Annotated in this window: 20 protein-coding genes and 1 rRNA gene; 2 read left to right on the top strand and 19 right to left on the bottom strand. The window is 70.7% G+C overall.

Going from position 1 to position 18,142, the window contains the following annotated elements; genetic code table 11:
* Positions 1-27: 27 nt before the first annotated feature.
* Positions 28-384, top strand: a complete 357-nt coding sequence (locus tag BLP38_RS02900) for an RNA-binding S4 domain-containing protein (RefSeq protein ID WP_091352613.1) — start codon at positions 28-30, stop codon at positions 382-384.
* Here the strand turns inward: BLP38_RS02900 and BLP38_RS02895 are convergent.
* The 18 genes from BLP38_RS02895 to BLP38_RS14380 all read right to left on the bottom strand — a co-directional run bounded on the left by BLP38_RS02895 (position 370) and on the right by BLP38_RS14380 (position 16,979).
* A complete protein-coding gene (locus BLP38_RS02895; protein ID WP_231916556.1) occupies positions 370-792 on the bottom strand; it encodes a ribosomal maturation YjgA family protein in 423 nt (140 codons plus the stop codon). The two genes, BLP38_RS02900 and BLP38_RS02895, sit on opposite strands and share 15 nt — an antisense overlap.
* Complete coding sequence (locus tag BLP38_RS02890) at positions 771-1,667, bottom strand: NUDIX domain-containing protein (protein ID WP_091352605.1); 897 nt, start codon at positions 1,665-1,667, stop codon at positions 771-773. Before BLP38_RS02890 ends, BLP38_RS02895 begins: the two co-directional genes overlap by 22 nt.
* A 127-nt stretch (positions 1,668-1,794) precedes the next feature.
* Positions 1,795-3,324: a ribosome biogenesis GTPase Der gene (der, locus tag BLP38_RS02885; RefSeq protein WP_091352602.1), complete on the bottom strand. Its 1,530-nt coding sequence runs from the start codon at positions 3,322-3,324 to the stop codon at positions 1,795-1,797.
* Entirely contained in the window at positions 3,321-3,998 is a 678-nt protein-coding gene (gene cmk, locus BLP38_RS02880; RefSeq protein ID WP_091352599.1) for a (d)CMP kinase, read from the bottom strand. Before cmk ends, der begins: the two co-directional genes overlap by 4 nt.
* Positions 3,991-5,106, bottom strand: a complete 1,116-nt coding sequence (locus tag BLP38_RS02875; RefSeq protein WP_091352596.1) for a prephenate dehydrogenase — start codon at positions 5,104-5,106, stop codon at positions 3,991-3,993. Before BLP38_RS02875 ends, cmk begins: the two co-directional genes overlap by 8 nt.
* A complete protein-coding gene (locus tag BLP38_RS02870) occupies positions 5,103-5,885 on the bottom strand; it encodes a pseudouridine synthase (protein ID WP_091352593.1) in 783 nt (260 codons plus the stop codon). The genes BLP38_RS02875 and BLP38_RS02870 overlap by 4 nt, the downstream gene beginning before the upstream one ends.
* Complete coding sequence (scpB, locus tag BLP38_RS02865) at positions 5,882-6,487, bottom strand: SMC-Scp complex subunit ScpB (protein ID WP_091352590.1); 606 nt, start codon at positions 6,485-6,487, stop codon at positions 5,882-5,884. The genes BLP38_RS02870 and scpB overlap by 4 nt, the downstream gene beginning before the upstream one ends.
* On the bottom strand, positions 6,477-7,331 hold the full coding sequence (locus BLP38_RS02860) for a segregation and condensation protein A (RefSeq protein WP_091352586.1): 855 nt from the start codon (positions 7,329-7,331) through the stop codon (positions 6,477-6,479). The genes scpB and BLP38_RS02860 overlap by 11 nt, the downstream gene beginning before the upstream one ends.
* Positions 7,315-8,148 (bottom strand): ParA family protein, encoded by an 834-nt coding sequence (locus tag BLP38_RS02855; protein WP_091359460.1) that lies wholly within the window; start codon positions 8,146-8,148, stop codon positions 7,315-7,317. Before BLP38_RS02855 ends, BLP38_RS02860 begins: the two co-directional genes overlap by 17 nt.
* A 146-nt stretch (positions 8,149-8,294) precedes the next feature.
* Positions 8,295-9,218, bottom strand: coding sequence for a site-specific tyrosine recombinase XerD (gene xerD / locus BLP38_RS02850; RefSeq protein ID WP_091352583.1), 924 nt, complete (start codon positions 9,216-9,218; stop codon positions 8,295-8,297).
* Positions 9,219-9,224: 6 nt separating this feature from the next.
* On the bottom strand, positions 9,225-9,875 hold the full coding sequence (locus BLP38_RS02845; protein WP_091352579.1) for an NUDIX domain-containing protein: 651 nt from the start codon (positions 9,873-9,875) through the stop codon (positions 9,225-9,227).
* A gap of 3 nt (positions 9,876-9,878) precedes the next feature.
* On the bottom strand, positions 9,879-11,579 hold the full coding sequence (locus tag BLP38_RS02840; RefSeq protein ID WP_091352575.1) for a CTP synthase: 1,701 nt from the start codon (positions 11,577-11,579) through the stop codon (positions 9,879-9,881).
* A gap of 71 nt (positions 11,580-11,650) precedes the next feature.
* Positions 11,651-13,345 (bottom strand): DNA repair protein RecN, encoded by a 1,695-nt coding sequence (gene recN / locus BLP38_RS02835; protein ID WP_091352571.1) that lies wholly within the window; start codon positions 13,343-13,345, stop codon positions 11,651-11,653.
* Entirely contained in the window at positions 13,342-14,262 is a 921-nt protein-coding gene (locus BLP38_RS02830) for an NAD kinase (protein WP_091352568.1), read from the bottom strand. The genes recN and BLP38_RS02830 overlap by 4 nt, the downstream gene beginning before the upstream one ends.
* On the bottom strand, positions 14,259-15,065 hold the full coding sequence (locus BLP38_RS02825; RefSeq protein ID WP_091352565.1) for a TlyA family RNA methyltransferase: 807 nt from the start codon (positions 15,063-15,065) through the stop codon (positions 14,259-14,261). The genes BLP38_RS02830 and BLP38_RS02825 overlap by 4 nt, the downstream gene beginning before the upstream one ends.
* Positions 15,062-15,226, bottom strand: a complete 165-nt coding sequence (locus tag BLP38_RS14200; protein WP_157681063.1) for a hypothetical protein — start codon at positions 15,224-15,226, stop codon at positions 15,062-15,064. The genes BLP38_RS02825 and BLP38_RS14200 overlap by 4 nt, the downstream gene beginning before the upstream one ends.
* 56 nt (positions 15,227-15,282) lie before the next feature.
* Entirely contained in the window at positions 15,283-16,314 is a 1,032-nt protein-coding gene (locus BLP38_RS02820) for an HAD-IIA family hydrolase (RefSeq protein WP_091352562.1), read from the bottom strand.
* Positions 16,314-16,979: a hypothetical protein gene (locus BLP38_RS14380; RefSeq protein WP_133400170.1), complete on the bottom strand. Its 666-nt coding sequence runs from the start codon at positions 16,977-16,979 to the stop codon at positions 16,314-16,316. The genes BLP38_RS02820 and BLP38_RS14380 overlap by 1 nt, the downstream gene beginning before the upstream one ends.
* Before the next feature lie 6 nt (positions 16,980-16,985).
* On the opposite strand from BLP38_RS14380, the gene BLP38_RS14375 reads away from it, so the two are divergent.
* Positions 16,986-17,870, top strand: a complete 885-nt coding sequence (locus BLP38_RS14375) for a hypothetical protein (protein ID WP_231916555.1) — start codon at positions 16,986-16,988, stop codon at positions 17,868-17,870.
* Positions 17,871-18,022: 152 nt separating this feature from the next.
* Here the strand turns inward: BLP38_RS14375 and rrf are convergent.
* Positions 18,023-18,139 (bottom strand): 5S ribosomal RNA (gene rrf, locus BLP38_RS02810).
* Between the last annotated feature and the right edge of the window lie 3 nt (positions 18,140-18,142).

Raw genomic sequence — 18,142 nt, 5'->3', positions numbered from 1 at the left:
GGACCCACCGGACGGGAGGAGGACCACATGGCGGATGCCGTGCGTGTCGACTCCTGGCTGTGGGCGGTCCGCGTCTACAAGACCAGATCGGCGGCAACCACCGCCTGCCGCGCCGGGCATGTCCGGGTCAACGGCGACAGGGCGAAAGCCGCCCAGCAGGTCAAACCGGGCGACGAGCTGCGCGTGCGGATCGCGGGCTTCGACCGCATCCTCGTCGTGCGTCAGACGCTCACCAAACGCGTCGGCGCTCCCCTGGCCGCCGTCGCCGCCGAGGACCGGACGCCCGAACGCGAACCCGTCGCTCAAGTCGCCGTCCGCGACCGCGGCGCCGGTCGGCCCACCAAGCGCGAGCGTCGCGACATCGAACGGCTACGCGGCCGCTGACACCGCCGCACGGTGACGCGCGAGCGCGCTGCGGACCCCGGCATCCGTCACGGTGAGGACGGCGCCCGTCACCGCGTACACGAGCAGGTCGCGGGCGTCGAAGACGGTCCCGAACACGAGGACGATCGGCGGCCACTCCCCCGCCCACGCGACCGGCAGCCCCGTGAGCTGGAACAGTTCGACGCCGACCGACCACGCGACCACGATCGCGCCGATCAGCCACGACGACGCCCGGGGGAACAGCGCCACGAGCCCGCCCCACACCGCGACGACGTAGAGCGCATCACCGGCGATGTCGGATGCCGCGGTGTCCGCCGCCCCGAGGTGCACGGCCAGTCCGCAGGCCACCGCCGCCAGAGCGACGGCGACGCCGAGCAGCCGTCGCTTCACACCCGGTCGCGCAGCCACGACACCCCACGGACCTCCGCGCCCACCGCGACCGCCCGCTCGCCGAGCGCGCGGTCGCTGCTCACGAGCAGGACTCGCTCCCCGTCGCCGACGCGCCGCCGCGCCTCGGCGACGAGCGTGTCGTCACCCGCGGCATCCGCTCGCACCACCTCGACGCAGCCGGCCGGGTCCACGGTGGCGCGCGCCTCACCCTCGAGCACGGCGACCACGGCGGGGAACCATGTGTCGCCCGGCAGCGACAGCTCGGCAGCCGCCAGGCCCAGACGCGACAGACCCTGAAGCCGCTCGAGCAACGTGGACGCGGCACCGGCGCGGTCGCGCCACCACCCGTCGGGAACCGAGCCGACGACGTTCGCCGCGTCGACCAGCACGGTGGGTCGGACGGCGAGCAGGTCGCGCAGCGCCGGCCACGCGTCCGCGAAGCCGGGATGCAGGGGCAGCGCGTCGACCTCGTCGAGCGGCACCCACTCCAGTGCGTAGCTCTCGGGGTCGGCGATCACCGGCTCGAACGGGTCGACGACGTCGGCGACGAGCGTTGTGTACGACCACAGGCCCAGATCGAGGACGCTTGTGAACTTCGGCCGGAGGGCTGCAACGGGAACGCCCGCCTCTTCGTGCGATTCGCGGATCGCGGCATCCGTGGCGCTCTCGCCCTGGTGCCGCGCACCTCCGGGGATGCCCCACGTGCCACCGTGGTGACTCCACGCGACGCGGTGCTGCAGCAGGACGCCGCGCGCGGCATCGTGCGCGAGCAGGCCCGCGGCGCCGAATCGGCCCCAATACCGCTCACCCGCGTCGGTCACCACCCAGGCATCGCCCGGATCACGAGGACCGGAGGGGCGTGGCGGCCCGCTCGACGGTTCCTCGATCCTCATGCGATCAGCCTCTCACGCGCTCGGCGGCGAGGTGCGGCATCCGTCATGTCGCGGAACAGATCCCCAGCGTGCCCGCAGACAACTCAGCCTGCCCGCAGACAACGAAGGAGATGACGGCGGGCAGGCGTCAGCGCTGGCGACGCTCGCGCACGCGCATGTTCGTGATGATCGGGGTGCCCTCGAACCCGAAGATCTCGCGCAGGCGCCGCTGGATGAAGCGGCGGTACCCAGGGTCGAGGAATCCGGTCGTGAACAGCACGAATGTCGGCGGACGCGTCGACGCCTGCGTTCCGAACAGGATGCGGGGCTGCTTTCCGCCGCGGAGCGGGTGCGGGTGCTCGGCGATGAGTTCGGCGAGGAACGCGTTGAACTTGCCGGTTGGGATGCGCTGATCCCACGATTCCAGCGCCGTCTCGAGCGCCGGGACGAGCTTGTCGAGGTGACGGCCGGTGCGGGCCGAGAGGTTCACGCGCGGCGCCCACGTGACGTGCGCGAGGTCCTGCTCGATCTCCCGCTCGAGGTAGCGGCGACGGTCGGCGTTGTCCATGTCGTCGTCGTTCAGGCGATCCCACTTGTTGAACGCGAGGACGAGGGCACGGCCGGACTCGAGGACCAGGTCGATGATGTTCAGGTCCTGCACGCTGATCGTCTCGGTCACATCCAGGACGACGACGGCGACCTCGGCCTTCTCGAGGGCCGCGCTGGTGCGGAGCGACGCGTAGAAGTCGGCGCCCTGCTGCAGGTGCACGCGACGACGGATGCCTGCGGTGTCGACCAGACGCCACAGCTTGCCGCCGAGCTCGACGACCTCGTCGACCGGGTCGCGGGTGGTGCCGGCGAGGTCGTTGACGACGACGCGCTCTTCGCCCGCGGCCTTGTTCAGCAGCGACGACTTGCCGACGTTCGGGCGACCGAGGATCGCGACGCGGCGTGGCCCGCCGAGCTCGTTCTTCGCGACGGCCGAGACCTCGGGCAGCACCTTCATGATCTCGTCGAGCAGGTCGGCGACGCCGCGACCGTGGATCGCGGAGACGGGGTGCGGCTCGCCGAGGCCCAGGTTCCATAGCGCCGCGGCCTCGGGCTCCTGACGGGCGTCATCGATCTTGTTGGCGACGAGGAAAACCGGCTTGTCGGTCTTGCGGAGCATGCGGACGACCTGCTCGTCGGTCGCTGTCGCGCCGACCATCGCGTCGACGACGAACATCACGACGTCGCACAGCTCGATCGCGATCTCGGCTTGGGCTGCGACGGAACGGTCGATGCCCTTGGCGTCGTGCTCCCACCCGCCGGTGTCGACGAGCGTGAAGCGACGGTCCATCCACTCGGCCTTGTAGCTCACGCGGTCGCGGGTGACACCGGGGGTGTCCTCGACGACGGCCTCGCGGCGGCCGAGGATGCGGTTGACGAGGGCGGACTTGCCGACGTTGGGCCGTCCGACGATAGCGACGACCGGCAGGGCCGGCAGCATCTCCACGACCTCGCCGCCCGCGGTGAAGCCGGCCAGCAGGTCGTCGTCGTCCTCGTCGAGCTCGTAATCGGCGAGCGAGGCGCGGAGTGCGGCAGCGCGCTGCTCGGCGAGGTCCTCGTCGAGGTTCGCGAGCTTCTCCTCGAGCTGGTCGGGCCCGCCTTCGTATTCGTAATCGTCTTCGGCGCTCATCGCGAGCCTTCCGTTCCCGACCGCACGACGTCCAGGACGGCGTCGACGGTCTGTGCGAAGTCCAGGTCGGTCGAGTCGACGACCGTCACGCCGGGGGCGGCGGTGAGGAAGTCGACGACCTGGGAGTCGGATGCGTCACGCTTGTGCAGCGCGGCGGCGACAGCCGCGGCATCCTCTGTGGTCAATTCGGCGCTGCGCCGCGCGGCGCGCACCTCGGGGGCGGCGGTCAGAAGGATCCGCACGGGGGCGTCGGGGGCGACGACGGTCGTGATGTCGCGTCCCTCGACGATGACGCCGGGGCGACCGGATTCGGCCACGAGGCGACGGAACAGCACGTTGACCTGCTCGCGGATCACCGGCACGCGCGCCACACCGCTCACGGCTGAGCTGACACGGGGCTCGCGGATCGCCTCGGTGACCGAGGTCTCCCCCACCCGCACCCAGTACTCGTCGGGGTCGAGCGAGATGGCGTAGTCGAAGTCGCCGGCGGCGTCGACGACGGCCGAGGCGTCGGACGTGTCGGCGCCGTGCTGCAGGACGTGCCAGGCCAGCGCCCGATAGGCGGCACCGGTGTCGAGGTAGCCGTAGCCCAGGCGTCGGGCAGCTTCCTTCGACACGCTCGACTTGCCGCTGCCTGCGGGGCCGTCGATGGCGATCGTGATCGGGTCAGTCATTGAGGCTCGCAATCTTCCAGCCGCGCGCCGAGAGGCCGTCGGTGGCGATGGTCACGGCGGAGGGGACGACGCTGATCTCGCCGAGGCCGAACTGGGCGCCCGGGGAGTGCTCGAGCCGGAAGTCCTCGACGTTGACGCGCAGCTCACCGAGGTCGCCGAACAAGCGCCCCAGCTGGCCGGGGGTGTCGTCGACCATGACGACCACCGTCTCGAATCGGCGGTTCTGTCCGTGCTTGCCGGGCAGTCGCTCGACGCCTTCGTTGCCGCGACGGATCGTGTCGGCGACGGCGCGACGCGAACCGGGGGCGTCCGGCGCGCGGAGAGCGCCGGCGACGGTGGTCAGGTCGGCCGCGAGGGCGTCGAGCACGTCGACGACGGGCTCGGCGTTCGCACCGAGGATCTGCACCCACAGTTCCGGAGCGGATGCCGCGATGCGGGTCGTGTCGCGGACGCCCTGGCCCGCGAGACGCAGCGACGCGTCCTCGGCGGCGACGAAGCGTCCTGCGAGGAGGGACGCCACGAGCTGCGGCACGTGCGAGACGAGAGCGACGGAGCGGTCGTGTTCCTCGGGGGTCATCTCGACGAGGCTGGCGCCGAGATCGAGGGCGAGGCCCTCCACGACGGCGAGGTCGCGCGCGGAGGTCTCCTCGTCGCGGCAGATGACCCACGGTCGTCCGAAGAAGATGTCGGCGCGCGCCGAGATGGCTCCGCCACGTTCGCGACCGGCCATCGGGTGGGACCCGATGTAGCGCGACAGGTCGACCCCGCGCTCACGCAGCGCCAGGAGCGGCTCGAGCTTGACGCTCGCGACGTCCGTGACGACGGCATCCGGGAAGGCACCGAGTTCACGTTCGATGACATCGGCGGTGACATCCGGCGGGACGGCGACGACGACGAGGCTCGGCCGATCGTCGTCTCGGGACACGCGCCCCGCGCCGTAGTCGACCGCCAGGCGGAGCTGGGCGGGCGACGCGTCGGCCAGGACGACGTCGACACCGAGCGCGCGCAGCGCGTGGCCGATGCTCGAACCGAGCAGGCCTGCGCCGACGATGCGGACGAGTCCGCTCGTACGGACGGCGCGGGCGCGCGCGTCGATGGCGTCGGTCACAACTGCTCCTGAGTGGGATCCCCGGGCGGGGTCTCCGCCTGGCGCGCGAGAGTCAACAGCGCACCGCGTTCCACTGTAGTCAATTCGCGTGCCCGACCCGCTGGGAGCGTGCCCAGGTGGAGCGGCCCGAACTGGCGGCGGACCAGCTCTTCGACGGGGTGGCCGACCGCCGCCATCATGCGGCGGACGATGCGGTTGCGTCCCGAGTGCAGCGTCAGCTCGACGAGACTCGTGTCCCCGCTCGCGTCGAGCAGCCGCGCCTTGTCGGCCGCGATCGGACCGTCCTCCAGCTCGATGCCCTTGGTGAGCTGCGCGATGGTCTGCGGCAGCACGCGACCCGACACCTTCGCGATGTACACCTTGGTGACCCCGAATGACGGGTGCGCGAGGACGTGGGCGAGCTCGCCGTCGTTGGTGAGGACGAGGAGTCCGCTCGTCTCGGCATCCAACCGCCCCACGTTGTAGAGGCGCTCGGGCCAGTCCTTCGTGAAGCGTCGCAAGTCGGGTCGGCCCTGGTCGTCCTTCATCGACGACACGACGCCCGTGGGCTTGTTGAGGATCACGTACCGCTTGCTGGTGTCGAGCTGGATCGCGGTGCCGTCGACGTCGACCTGATCGGTCTCTGGGTCGATCCGCGATCCGAGCTCGGTGACCACGACGCCGTTCACCCGCACGCGGCCCTCGACGATGTACTGCTCGGAGACGCGGCGCGAGGCGACTCCCGCGTTCGCGAGGACCTTCTGCAGCCGGACCCGGTTCTCGTCGGACTGGTCGTTCATCGGATGGTCTCTCCTTCGAATCCCGCGGAGCCGTCATCCAGCAGCGGGGAGATGGGGGGCAGCTCGTCGAGGGAGTTGATCCCCAGGTGACCGAGCAGCGCGTCGGTGGTGCGGTAGTTGATGGCCCCGGTCTCGGGGTCGGTGAACGCTTCGGTGATGAGGCCGCGGGCGAGGAGCGTTCGCACGACGGAGTCGACGTTCACGGCACGGATCGACGCGACCTGACTGCGCGACACCGGCTGCTTGTAGGCGATGACGGCGAGCGTCTCGAGCGCGGCCTGCGACAGCCGCGACGGCGCCTGCCCGTTGACGAACTCGGCCACCAGGTCGTCGTGCTCGTCGCGCACGTAGAAGCGCCATCCCCCGCCGACCTCGCGCAGCTCGAACCCGCGCCTCGGCCCGGAACGCTCCCCGTCGTAGTCGGCGACGAGCTCGTCGACGGCGCGGCGGACGGTGGCGACGGGGGCGCCGACGGCGGCGGCGAGTGAGACGAGGCTCTGCGGCTCGTCGATGATCATCAGGATCGCCTCGAGGCGGCGAGCGATGTCCCCGGCGTCCTGCGAACGCGGTGGCGCCTCGATCTCGGTGGCGTCATCGGTCATAGTCGGCTCCCAACGTGGCGAGGTTCTCTTCGGACCAGCGGTCGGCGGTCCACCGGAGGGTCAGCTCCCCCAGCGGCTCGAGCTGCTCGAAAGACAGCGCGGCGTGACGGTACAGCTCGAGGACGGCGATGAAGCGCGCCACGACGACGCCGGTCTGCGTGACGCCGGCAACGAGCTCGCGGAAGTTGAGCTGACCGGCATCCCGCAGCAGCGTCACGACGATCGCGGCCTGCTCCCGGATCGACACGAGCGGCGCGTGAAGGTGGTCGAGCCCGACGTGCGGGATCTCCTTCGGCGCGAAGGCGAGCATCGCGATCGCGGCGAAGTCGTCGGGTGACAGCGTCCAGACGAGCTCGGGCACGGCCCGCCGGTGCTTCTCGTCGAGGCGGACGGCCCGCATGTGACGCTTGCCCTCCCGCTCCAGGCACCGCGCGAACCACGCGGACACCTCCTTGAAGGCGCGGTACTGCAGCAGACGGGCGAAGAGCAGATCTCGGGCCTCGAGCAGGGCGACGGATTCCGCATCCACGAGCTCCCCCTGCGGCAGCAGCCCCGCGACCTTCATGTCGAGCAGGGTGGCTGCGACGACCAGGAACTCGGATGCCTGGTCGAGATCGACGTCGTCGTCGAGCCCCTTCAGGTACGAGATGAACTCATCGGTGACTTTGCTCAGCGAGACCTCGGTGATGTCGAGCTCGTGCTTCGAGATGAGGGTCAGGAGCAGGTCGAACGGACCGTCGAAGTTGCCGAGTGACACGCGGAAGCGATCGTCCGCAGCCTCGGTCGACTCGGCCTGAGAGGGCGCAGCGGCGGCGTCGGGGCCCTCGTCAGGCGACGGCGCCACGGGAGACCAGCTCCCGCGCGAGGCGCAGGTACGCCTGGGCGGCGGAGTGCTCGGGAGCGAACTTCGTGATCGGCACGCCCGCGACGGACGCATCGGGGAACTTCACCGTGCGGCCGATGACGGTCTCGAGCACGTCGTCGCCGAACGCGTCGACGACCCGCTCCAGGACCTCGCGGGAGTGCAGCGTGCGCGGGTCGTACATCGTCGCGAGCACGCCGTCGAGGGTGATCGCCGGGTTAAGCCGGTCGCGCACCTTGTCGATCGTCTCGATCAGGAGGGCGACACCGCGGAGGGCGAAGAACTCGCACTCGAGCGGGATGAGCACACCGTGGCTCGCCGTCAGCGCGTTGACGGTGAGGAGACCCAGCGAGGGCTGGCAGTCGATGAGGATGACGTCGTAGTCGCCGGCGACCTTGCGGAGCACTCGGGCCAGGATCGTCTCGCGGGCGACCTCGTTGACGAGGTGCACCTCGGCCGCCGACAGGTCGATGTTGGCGGGCAGGATGTCGAGGCCCTCTACCGACGTCGAGACGATGACCTCGTTCGGGTCCCGCTTCGGGTCGAGGAGGAGGTCGTAGATCGTCGCCGTCTCGTGCGTCTGCACGCCGAGTCCGGCGGACAGGGCGCCCTGCGGGTCGAAGTCGACCGCGAGCACCCGACGCCCGTAAGAAGCGAGACCGGCGGCCAGGTTGATGGTGGTCGTCGTCTTGCCGACGCCGCCCTTCTGGTTGCACAGCGAGATGATGCGTGCGGGACCGTGTCCGTCGAGCTTCGGCGGGGTCGGGAAGCCGTGGTAGGGACGACCCGTCGGCCCCATCGGGGTGTCGGTCGCCACCGTCGAATCGACGTCCGCCGTACTCCGCTTGCTCGCCACTGATCTCCCGCCTTCGCCGTGCTCACCCGAGTCTAGTCACCCCGTCGCGGACCGCCGTGGAGCGACTCCCCGCAGCCGGGCACCCGGAGTCATCTCGCGCGCGGGTGCGAGGTGAGATACACGTCGCGGAGCGCATCCACCGTGACGTGCGTGTAGATCTGAGTCGTGGCGACCGAGGCGTGGCCGAGGAGCTCCTGCACGACGCGGACGTCGGCACCGCCCTGCAACAGGTGCGTCGCGAACGAGTGCCGGAGCGTGTGCGGAGACACGTGGGCGGTGATCCCCGCCCGCTCGGCGGCCTGCTGGATCACGAGCCACGCGCTCTGCCGCGACAGCGGAGCTCCCCGCGCGCCGAGGAACGCTCGCGGCGTCGCCCGCCCGCGGCGCGACAGCTCCGGCCTCGCGCGGGTGAGGTAGGCGTCCACCGACGCTCGCGCGTACGACCCGACGGGGACGATGCGTTCCTTCGACCCCTTGCCGCGCACCCGCAGGACCTCGCCGTGCATCAGATCGTCGACGTCCAGGTCGACGATCTCCGACACGCGCGCACCCGTCGCGTACAGGAGCTCGAGCAGCGCGCGATCACGCAGGCCGACGAGTTCGCCGGGTGCGGCGTCCGCGGGCGCGGGGCCGGCGGCATCCAACAGCCGGAGAACGTCCTCGACGGGCAACGCCTTCGGGAGGCGCATCGGCGCCTTGGGTGGCCGCAGCTTCGTCGTCGGATCGTCCGTCACGATGCCCTCGCGTGCGAGGAAGCGATGGAAGCTGCGGATGGCGGACTGCAGCCGCGCCAACGAGGTCGACGCCGGCGGTGGCTCGGATGACGCGCGTTCCGCCGCGAACCCGGTGACGAGCTCCCCCGTCACGGCATCCGTGTCCTCGACGCCCCGCTCAGCGAGCCACGCGAGGTACCCGGCCAGGTCGCGACGGTAGGCCGCGACGGTGTGCGCCGACAGTCCGCGCTCGATCGTGATGTGCCGGAGGAACGCGTCGACGGCGCGCGCGAGCCTCACGGCGCCTCAGCCCTGCGGTCGGTCCGCGCCCACGGGACGCGAGCGTCCCGGCCACGGCGCGTCGGCGGCGCCGAGCGTCGTCCACTCGCGGGAGCGGCCGGCAGCGGCGGCGAGGGCCGCGATGACGAGCGACGGGTTCTGGAGCTTCCGAGCCAGGACCGCGTCGACGACCTCATCCAGCGCCACCCACCGCACCTCGATGTCCGCTTCCTCCTCGGTGCGGGCGAAGGCTTCGGACGTCGCCGCGAGTCCGCGGGCCAGATAGATGCGGATCGCCTCGTCGCTGCCGCCGGGGCTCGTGAAGAAGTCCGAGAGCACGTCCCACCGCTCGCCGGTCAGGTCCGCCTCCTCGGCGAGCTCGCGCTTCGCGGCCTCGAGGGGGTCCTCCCCCGGCACGTCCAGCAGGCCTGCCGGGATCTCCCAATCGCGGAAGCCGACCGGGTGACGGTACTGACGGATGAGGAGGACGCGCCCGTCGTCGTCGAGCGCCAGGACGGCGACCGCACCGGAGTGGTCGACGTACTCGCGGATGATCGACCCGTCGCCGTAGGCGAACTCGTCCCGGCGGAGATTCCAGACGTGCCCCTCGAAGACCGTCTCGGTCTGCGTCACACGAACCGCGACGGCGTCGTCCTGCAGAGGCGCAGCATCCGTCATCGCTCAGTCCTCGTTCTCGACGTCGAACAGCTCGCTCGCACGGTGCCGGTCGAGCGCTGCGGCGATGAGACCTCGGAAGAGCGGGTTGGCCTCGGTCGGCCGCGAGCGGAGCTCGGGGTGCGCCTGGGTCGCGATGTAGTACGGGTGCACGTCTCGCGGGAGCTCGACGTACTCGACGAGGTCGAGGTCGGGGTTCAGGCCCGAGAACCAGAGACCCGCGTCTGCGATCTGCTGGCGGTAGGCGTTGTTGACCTCGTAGCGGTGACGGTGACGCTCGGTCGCACGGTCCGAGCCGTAGAGCTCCGCGGCGAGCGACCCCTCGGCCAGTGCAGCCTCGTACAGGCCCAGACGCATCGTGCCGCCCATGTCCCCGCGGTCCAGGATGTCGACCTGCTCCGCCATGGTCGCGATGACCGGGTGCGGCGTCTCCGGGTCGAACTCGCTCGAGGACGCGTCCTCGATACCGGCGACGTGGCGCGCGTACTCGATGACCATGCACTGCAGGCCGAGGCAGATGCCGAGCGTCGGCAGTCCCTGCTCGCGGGCGAACTTCAGCGCCCCCAGCTTGCCCTCGATGCCGCGGATGCCGAAGCCGCCGGGGATGACGATCCCGTCGACGGCAGACAGGGCCTTCGCGGCACCCTCGGGCGTCTCGCACAGATCCGAGGGGATCCACACGATCTGGACCTTGGTCTCCTGGGCGAACCCGCCTGCCTTCAGTGCCTCGGTGACCGAGAGGTACGCATCGGGCAGGTCGATGTACTTGCCGACGAGACCGACGGTCACCTCGTGCTTGGGGTTGTGGACCGCGTTCAGGACCTTGTTCCAGCGGGTCCAGTCGATGTCGCCCGCCTTGGCGTCGAGGCCCAGGCGGCGCACGATGTACGCGTCGAGACCCTGGTCGCTGAGCGTCGAGGGGATGTCGTAGATGCTCGGCAGGTCGACGGTGTTGATGACCGCGTCCTCGTCGACGTCGCACATGAGCGCGATCTTGCGCTTGTTCGATTCGGTGACGGGGCGGTCGCTGCGCAGGACGAGAGCGTCGGGCTGGATGCCGATGGAGCGCAGCATCGCGACGGAGTGCTGCGTGGGCTTGGTCTTCTGCTCACCCGAGGCACCCATGAACGGCACCAGCGAGACGTGCACGAAGAAGACGTTGTCGCGGCCGAGCTCGTGCCGGATCTGACGCGCCGACTCGATGAAGGGCTGCGACTCGATGTCGCCGACCGTGCCGCCGACCTCGGTGATGATCACGTCGGGGCGGGGCTCTTCGCTCGCCTGCAGGCGCATGCGCCGCTTGATCTCGTCGGAGATGTGCGGGATCACCTGGACGGTGTCGCCCAGGTACTCGCCGCGGCGCTCTTTGGCGATGACCTCGGAGTAGATCTGACCCGTCGTGACGTTCGCGGCCTGGCTCAGCTCGATGTCGAGGAAGCGCTCGTAGTGACCGATGTCGAGGTCGGTCTCGGCGCCGTCGTCGGTCACGAAGACCTCGCCGTGCTGGAACGGGTTCATCGTCCCCGGGTCGACGTTCAGGTACGGGTCGAGCTTCTGCATCACGACGCGCAGGCCGCGCGCGGTGAGGAGGTTACCGAGGCTGGCGGCGGTCAAACCCTTGCCGAGAGACGAAACGACACCACCCGTCACGAAGATGTGCTTGGTGATGTCGTTGTTTTTGCGTCCCGCGCCCGAAGAGTCCGTCACGGGCTTTCACTCTATCAGCCCTCCTGCGCACCCGGTCCGGAGGCCGCCCGGGTGTCGCCGCGACCGGCGTCTCAGCGAGCGCGTCCGAGTTCGAGCAGTTCGCGCGCGTGCCCGAGCGCCGCGTCCGAATCCGCCATGCCCGACAGGAGCCGTGCCATCTCGGCTGCGCGGTCGTCTCCCTCGAGACGACGGACGCTCGAGGCAGTGACCGATCCGTCGTTCGATTTGACGACCGACAGGTGGTTGCCGGCGAAGGCGGCCACCTGCGCCAGGTGGGTGACGGCGATGACCTGGCTCGTCTCGGCGAGTTTCGCGAGCCGGCGGCCCACCTCGATCGCCGCGGCACCGCCGATACCGGCATCCACCTCGTCGAAGACGAACGTCGGAACGGGATCGGTGCCCGCGATCACGACCTCGATCGCGAGCATGACACGGCTGAGCTCACCACCGGACGCGCCGCGGGCGACCGGACGCGGAGACGCGCCGGGATGCGGCGCGAGCTGGATCGTCACGACATCGCGGCCGTGAGCGGCCTCGGAGCCGGGGTCGACGGCGACCGTCAGCCGCGCGTCGGGGAGGGCGAGGTGACGGAGCTCCTCGGTGACGGCGTCGCCGAGACGGGATGCCGCGGCTCGCCGCGCCTCCGTCAGCTCGGCGGCGCGCGCGTCGAGTTCGTCGCGGAGCCGATCGCGTTCGACGGTGAGCCGCTCGATGCGGTCGCCGTCGTCGTCGAGCTCGGCGAGGCGCGCGGAGCCCGTGGCGAGCAGCCCGATGGCCTCGTCCAGCGAACCGTGGACCCGGATGAGGGCACCCAGTGCGGCCCGTCGCTCTTCGACCGCCGCGAGCTCGTGCGGACCGCCCTCGTCGAGGTCGGCGAGATACCCGCTGAGCTCCCCCGCGATGTCGGCGACCCGGTAGCCGAGCTCCTCGATCGCCGCAGCGTGCGCTCGCAGCACCTCGTCGGTACCGGCAGCGCGCTCGAGGGCCCGTCGAGCCTCAGACAGGAGCTCCTGCACATCGGGCAGGTCGTCCTCGTTCGAGAGCGCGGTGTGCGCGGTGGCCGCGGCCATCCGCAATTCCTCGACGTTCGCCAAGCGGTCGGCGCGCTGCGTCAGCTCGACGTCCTCGCCGGGCTGCGGGTCGACCGCTTCGATCGCGTCGATCGCGCTCCGGAGTTCCTCCGCCTCACGCGCACGCGCGCTCTGCTCGGTCGTCAGCGTCTCGAGCTCTGCCGCCGCGTTCCGCCAGGCATCCCACACCGCGCGGTACCGTTCGAGCGCCGTCGCGATCTCGGCACCGCCGAACCGGTCGAGCGCGTCGCGCTGCGCGGCGGCCGACGTCAACCGGAGCTGATCGGACTGACCGTGGACGACCACGAGCTGGTCCGCGAGGTCCGCGAGCACACCCGCGGGCGCCGTCCGGCCGCCGACGGTGGCACGACTGCGACCCTCGCTCGACAGCGTGCGACCGAGGTAGAGCTCCGCCCGCCCGTCGCCGAGGGGTTCGATGTCGCCCCCGGCATCCCGGACCCGTTCGACGACAGCGCCGGCCTCCGGGACGATCCACACGCCGTCGACCGCTGCCTGATCCGCTCCGGCGCGCACGGCGCCGGAGTCCGCTCGCGCTCCGAGGAGAAGGCCGAGACCCGTGACCACCATCGTCTTGCCGGCACCGGTCTCACCCGTGATCGCGGTGAAGCCCGGACCGATCGGCAGAGTCGCCCCCGCGATGACCCCGAGGTCGCGCAGGCGGATCTGCTCGATCACAGCACGGCCTCCGGGTCGCCCCGCCACCCCGCGATGGGGAGCTGGAACTTCCGGACCAGGCGGTCGGTAAACACCGAGCGGTGCAGGCGCGCCAGGCGTACGGGCTGTGTCGACCGCCCGACGACGACACGTGCGCCGGGAGGCAGGTCGTGCGAGCGTCGGCCGTCGCACCACAGGACGCCCCGGCCCTGGTTGCGCTCGAGGACGTCGAGCGAGACGGATGTCTCGGGTCCGAGGACGAGGGGCCGGGCGAAGAGAGCGTGCGCCGACAGGGGCACGAGGCAGAGCGCCTGCACCGAAGGCCAGACGACGGGGCCGCCTGCGGAGAAGTTGTAGGCCGTCGAACCAGTCGGGGTCGCCACGACGACGCCGTCGCAGCCGAAGGACGACAGCGGCCGCCCGTCGATCTCGATCATGACCTCGAGCATGCGCTCGCGCGAAGCCTTCTCGACGGTCGCCTCGTTGAGCGCCCACGTGGAGTACACGAGACGGCCGTCGGCGTCGCGCACCTCGACCGAGAGCGTCATCCGCTCGTGGATCTCGTAGTCGCGCGCGAGGGCGCGACCGATCGCCTCGTCGACGTCGTCCGCTTCGAGCTCGGCGAGGAAACCGACGTGACCCATGTTGACCCCCAGGAGGGGAACGGATGCCGCGCGCACCAGCTCGGCCGCGCGGAGGATCGTGCCGTCGCCGCCGAGGACGATCGCGATCTCAATGTCCGAGACGTCGATGCCGCCTTCGCCGAGGATCGCCGTGTCGAGGTCGCCGAGCGCAGCCGCGAGCTCGGGGTCGTCGCCCGGGACCACGGGGCGCAACCCCGCCGCGTGGACGGCGGCGACCACGCGCCGGGCGCCGGCCACGGTGTTCTCACGCAGCGCGTGCGCCACCACGAGGATGTTGCGCGTCGCGTCGGTCATGCGGCTCCCGCCAGTCGGTTCACGGTGTCCAACCATTGTGTCGGATTGACGTCGTCGGTCGTCCCGGGTCGCAGATGGATGAGGAACTCGCGGTTGCCGTGAGTCCCGGCGATCGGCGACGCGATCACCCCGTGGGTTCCGAGGCCGGCATCCCACGCCGACCACAGGACGCCCGCCACAGCGTCCGCCCGGCGCCCGGCATCCGTCACCAGACCCTCCCGGACACCCGTGCGGCCGACTTCAAACTGCGGCTTGACGAGCAGAACGAGATCGGATGCCGCAGCGCACACAGCCGCCGCTGCGGGGAGGACGTGCGTGAGCGAGATGAACGAGAGGTCCCCTGTCACGAGGGTCGGCACGTCGGCGACGCCGCTCGCCTCGGCGAGGGACGCGGGCGTCATGTGCCGTACGTTGAAGCCTTCGACCACGGCCACCTCGGGAAGGGCGGCGACCTCCGCCGCAAGCTGCCCGTGTCCCACGTCGACGGCGAGCACCCGGGCGGCGCCGCGCTCGACGAGCACCTGGGTGAACCCTCCGGTCGAGGCTCCCATGTCGAGCGCGACGCGCCCGCCCGGGTCGACTCCGAACGCGTCGAGGGCGGCCAGGAGTTTGTGGGCGGCGCGGCTGACGTAATGGTCGGATGCCGCGACCTCGATGTGCTGTTCGTCGCCAACCTTGACCGAGGCCTTCACGACGGGCTGACCGTCGACGCTGACCAGTCCCGCGTCGATGAGCTGAGCCGCATGGGTGCGGCTGCGCGCGAGACCGCGTGCGGCCACGGCCGCGTCGAGTCGGCTGCTCATGCGTTCGGGTCGCGCGGACCCGACTCGAGACGCTTCGCGAGCTCGTCGTGCAGGAGCGCGTACGCGGCCGCGCGCTCCCCCAGCGGCTGGTCCTCGATCACTTCGAGCGTCGAGAGCAGGTCCTCGCGGCGCGCGTCGCCGTCAGCGGCATCCATCGACATGTCCCCCACCCTACGCGGCGCGGAGGACGGCAGACGTGAACGCGGCGGCGCTGTCGTCAGCGTCGGTGGAAAGGGTCGGCGTAGAGCCGCTCGGGCACCCGGAAGCCGTAGATCGCCCGTCCGGTGCCCCAGATCGCCGCGGCGCCGGCGCGCACGAGATCGATCGGACGATCGCCCTCGGCGACGATGTGCACGTCCGGCCCGTCGATCCGCACCGAGGCGGAGCCGACGGTGGTCACGTCGCCCTTCACGATCGTCTCGGGGTACGGCTCGTGGAGCTCTCTCAGGTCGCCGACGATGTAGGTCGGCCTCGAGGAGTTCGGCGCGGCCAGGACGTGCTTGGGCCGGTCGATCCCGGTGAGCACCAGGACGGAGTCGATCTCCGCGGCCTGCGCGCCGGCGATGTCGGTGTCGAGCCGGTCGCCGATGAAGAGCGGATGCCGTGCCCCGAACCGCGCGACCGCCTCGTCGAAGATGGGGCGCTCGGGCTTTCCCGCGACGGTGGCCAGTCGTCCCACAGCCGTGTGCACCGCGGAGACGAGAGTGCCGTTGCCCGGTGCGATGCCGCGTGCCTGCGGGATCGTCCAGTCGGTGTTCGTGGCGATCCAGGGGATGCCGCCCTCCTCTTCGGGGAGTGCGAGGGCGTATGCCGCCTCGGCGAGCTGCGCCCAGCCCACCTCGGGAGCGAAGCCCTGGACGACGGCGGCTGGACGATCGTCCGCACTCCGGGTCACCGAGTAACCGGCCTTCTCGAGCTCGAAGACGAGACCGTCGCCGCCGACGACGAGGATGGTGGCACCCGAGGGGACCTTGTCGCGCAGCAACCGGACGGCCGCCTGCGGACTGGTGACGACCTCGTGCGGCTCGGTCGCGAGACCGAGCTCCGTGAGGTGCCCGGCCACGACACTGTCACGACGGGAGGCGTTGTTCGTGATGTACGCGAGCGGACGGTCTCGTCGCGATGCCGTCAGACTCTCCACGGCGTGCGGGATCGCAGCGTCACCCGCGTAGACGACGCCGTCGAGATCCGCGAGGACCAGGTCGACGCCGTCGAGAGGCGTGGGACGCGTGCGGGAGAAAAGCCCCATCAGGAGCGCTCCTCCTCGTCGTCCTCCTGAACGGATGCCGGTTCGTCGTCCACGTCGTCGCCACCGGCGTCGTCGGCCGGGTCCTCGATCTCTTCGTCGAGCTCGATCTCATCGATCTCGTCGATCTCGATCGTCTCCGAATCGGCATCGACCTCACCCAGAGCCGCGGCGGCGATGTCGGCCCGACGCTGCCACTGGGCGGCCTCATCGTCCTGGCCGAGCTCTTCGAGGACGGCAGCGCGCGCCGCGAACAGTCCGGGGCTCCACGGGAACGCCGTGTCCGGATCGAGTTCGGGAATGTCGAGTTCCTGGAGGGCACGGTCGGGTTGACCGAGGTCGAGACGGGCGCCCGACATCGCGATCGCGAGTTCGACACGGACGTCGGTCGGCAGAGAAGCACGGTCGACGGCACGTCCGACCTCGAGCGCGCGGTCGGGGCGACCGACACCGCGCTCGCTGTCGACCATCAGGGCGATCTGGTCGTCTCGACCGGAGATCCGGCGGAACGTCCGCAGCTCGCGCAGGGCGAGGGCGAAGTCCCCGACGGCGTAGGCCGTGATCGCGACGGTCTCGCGGACTACGGCGATGCGACCGGCGCTGCGGGATGCCGCCAGGGCGTGCTCGTGGGCCAGGGTCGGGTCTTCATCGATGAGACGGGCGGCCATGGCGAGGTGCCGCGCGACCTGCTCGGCGTTGTCCTTGCTGAGGGTCTTCAGCTCGTTGCGCGCAGCACCGTTGAGATCGCGTGCCGTGACCTCATCGGGAACGACCGGGCCTGCCGGCATGCTCCGACGGTCCGAGTCCTGCGGCGGCCGCGAAGACCGACGCTCCCCGTCGCGCTGCGGGTACGACGGACGGTCGCCATCGCGGCGCGGGTACGACGGACGGTCACCATCACGGCGCGGGTACGACGGACGGTCACCGTCACGCTTTTCGTACGGACGACGCTCGCCATCCCGCTTCGGGTACGAGGGGCGGTCGCCGTCACGCTTCTCGTACGGGCGACGCTCACCGTCACGCTTCTCGTACGGACGTCGCTCGCCGTCACGCTTGGGGTACGACGGACGGTCGCCGTCACGGCGCGGGTAGGACGGACGGTCGCCGTCACGCTTGGGGTACGACGGACGGTCGCCGTCACGCTTCTCGTACGGACGACGCTCGCCATCGCGCTTCTCGTACGGACGACGCTCGCCATCGCGCTTCTCGTACGGACGACGCTCGCCGTCCCGCTTCGGGTACGACGGACGGTCGCCGTCACGCTTCTCGTACGGACGACGCTCGCCATCGCGCTTCGGGTACGAGGGGCGGTCGCCGTCACGCTTCTCGTACGGACGACGCTCGCCATCTCGCTTCGGGTACGACGGACGGTCACCGTCGCGGCGCGGGTACGAGGAGCGGTCACCGGCACGCTTCTCGTACGGGCGACGCTCACCATCACGCTTCGGATACGACGGACGGTCACTCTCGCGACGCGGCGCGGAACCGCGTTCGCTGTCGCGGCGCTCGAAGGGGCGTCGGTCGCCGTCGCCGCGCGACGGGCGTCCGCGATCCCGTGACCGCTCGTCGCGTGAGCTCGAGGAAGCAGGGGTGAACTTCCGTTTGCCGCCCGACTTTTCAGGGCGCTGCTCGTCCGTCATCTCTCTGTCCTCTCACGTACGCGTTAACGAGAAATGGCCACCCAACTCTGGGTGGCCATTTCACGAAAGAAGTCCGGCGGTGTCCTACTCTCCCACAGGGTCCCCCCTGCAGTACCATCGGCGCTGTGAGGCTTAGCTTCCGGGTTCGGAATGTAACCGGGCGTTTCCCTCACGCTATGGCCGCCGAAACA

It is taken from the genome of Microbacterium sp. LKL04 (assembly GCF_900102005.1).
Taxonomy (GTDB): domain Bacteria; phylum Actinomycetota; class Actinomycetes; order Actinomycetales; family Microbacteriaceae; genus Microbacterium.
Note: the sequence above shows the minus strand (reverse complement) of the source record. Positions and strands in the feature narration are given on the sequence as shown.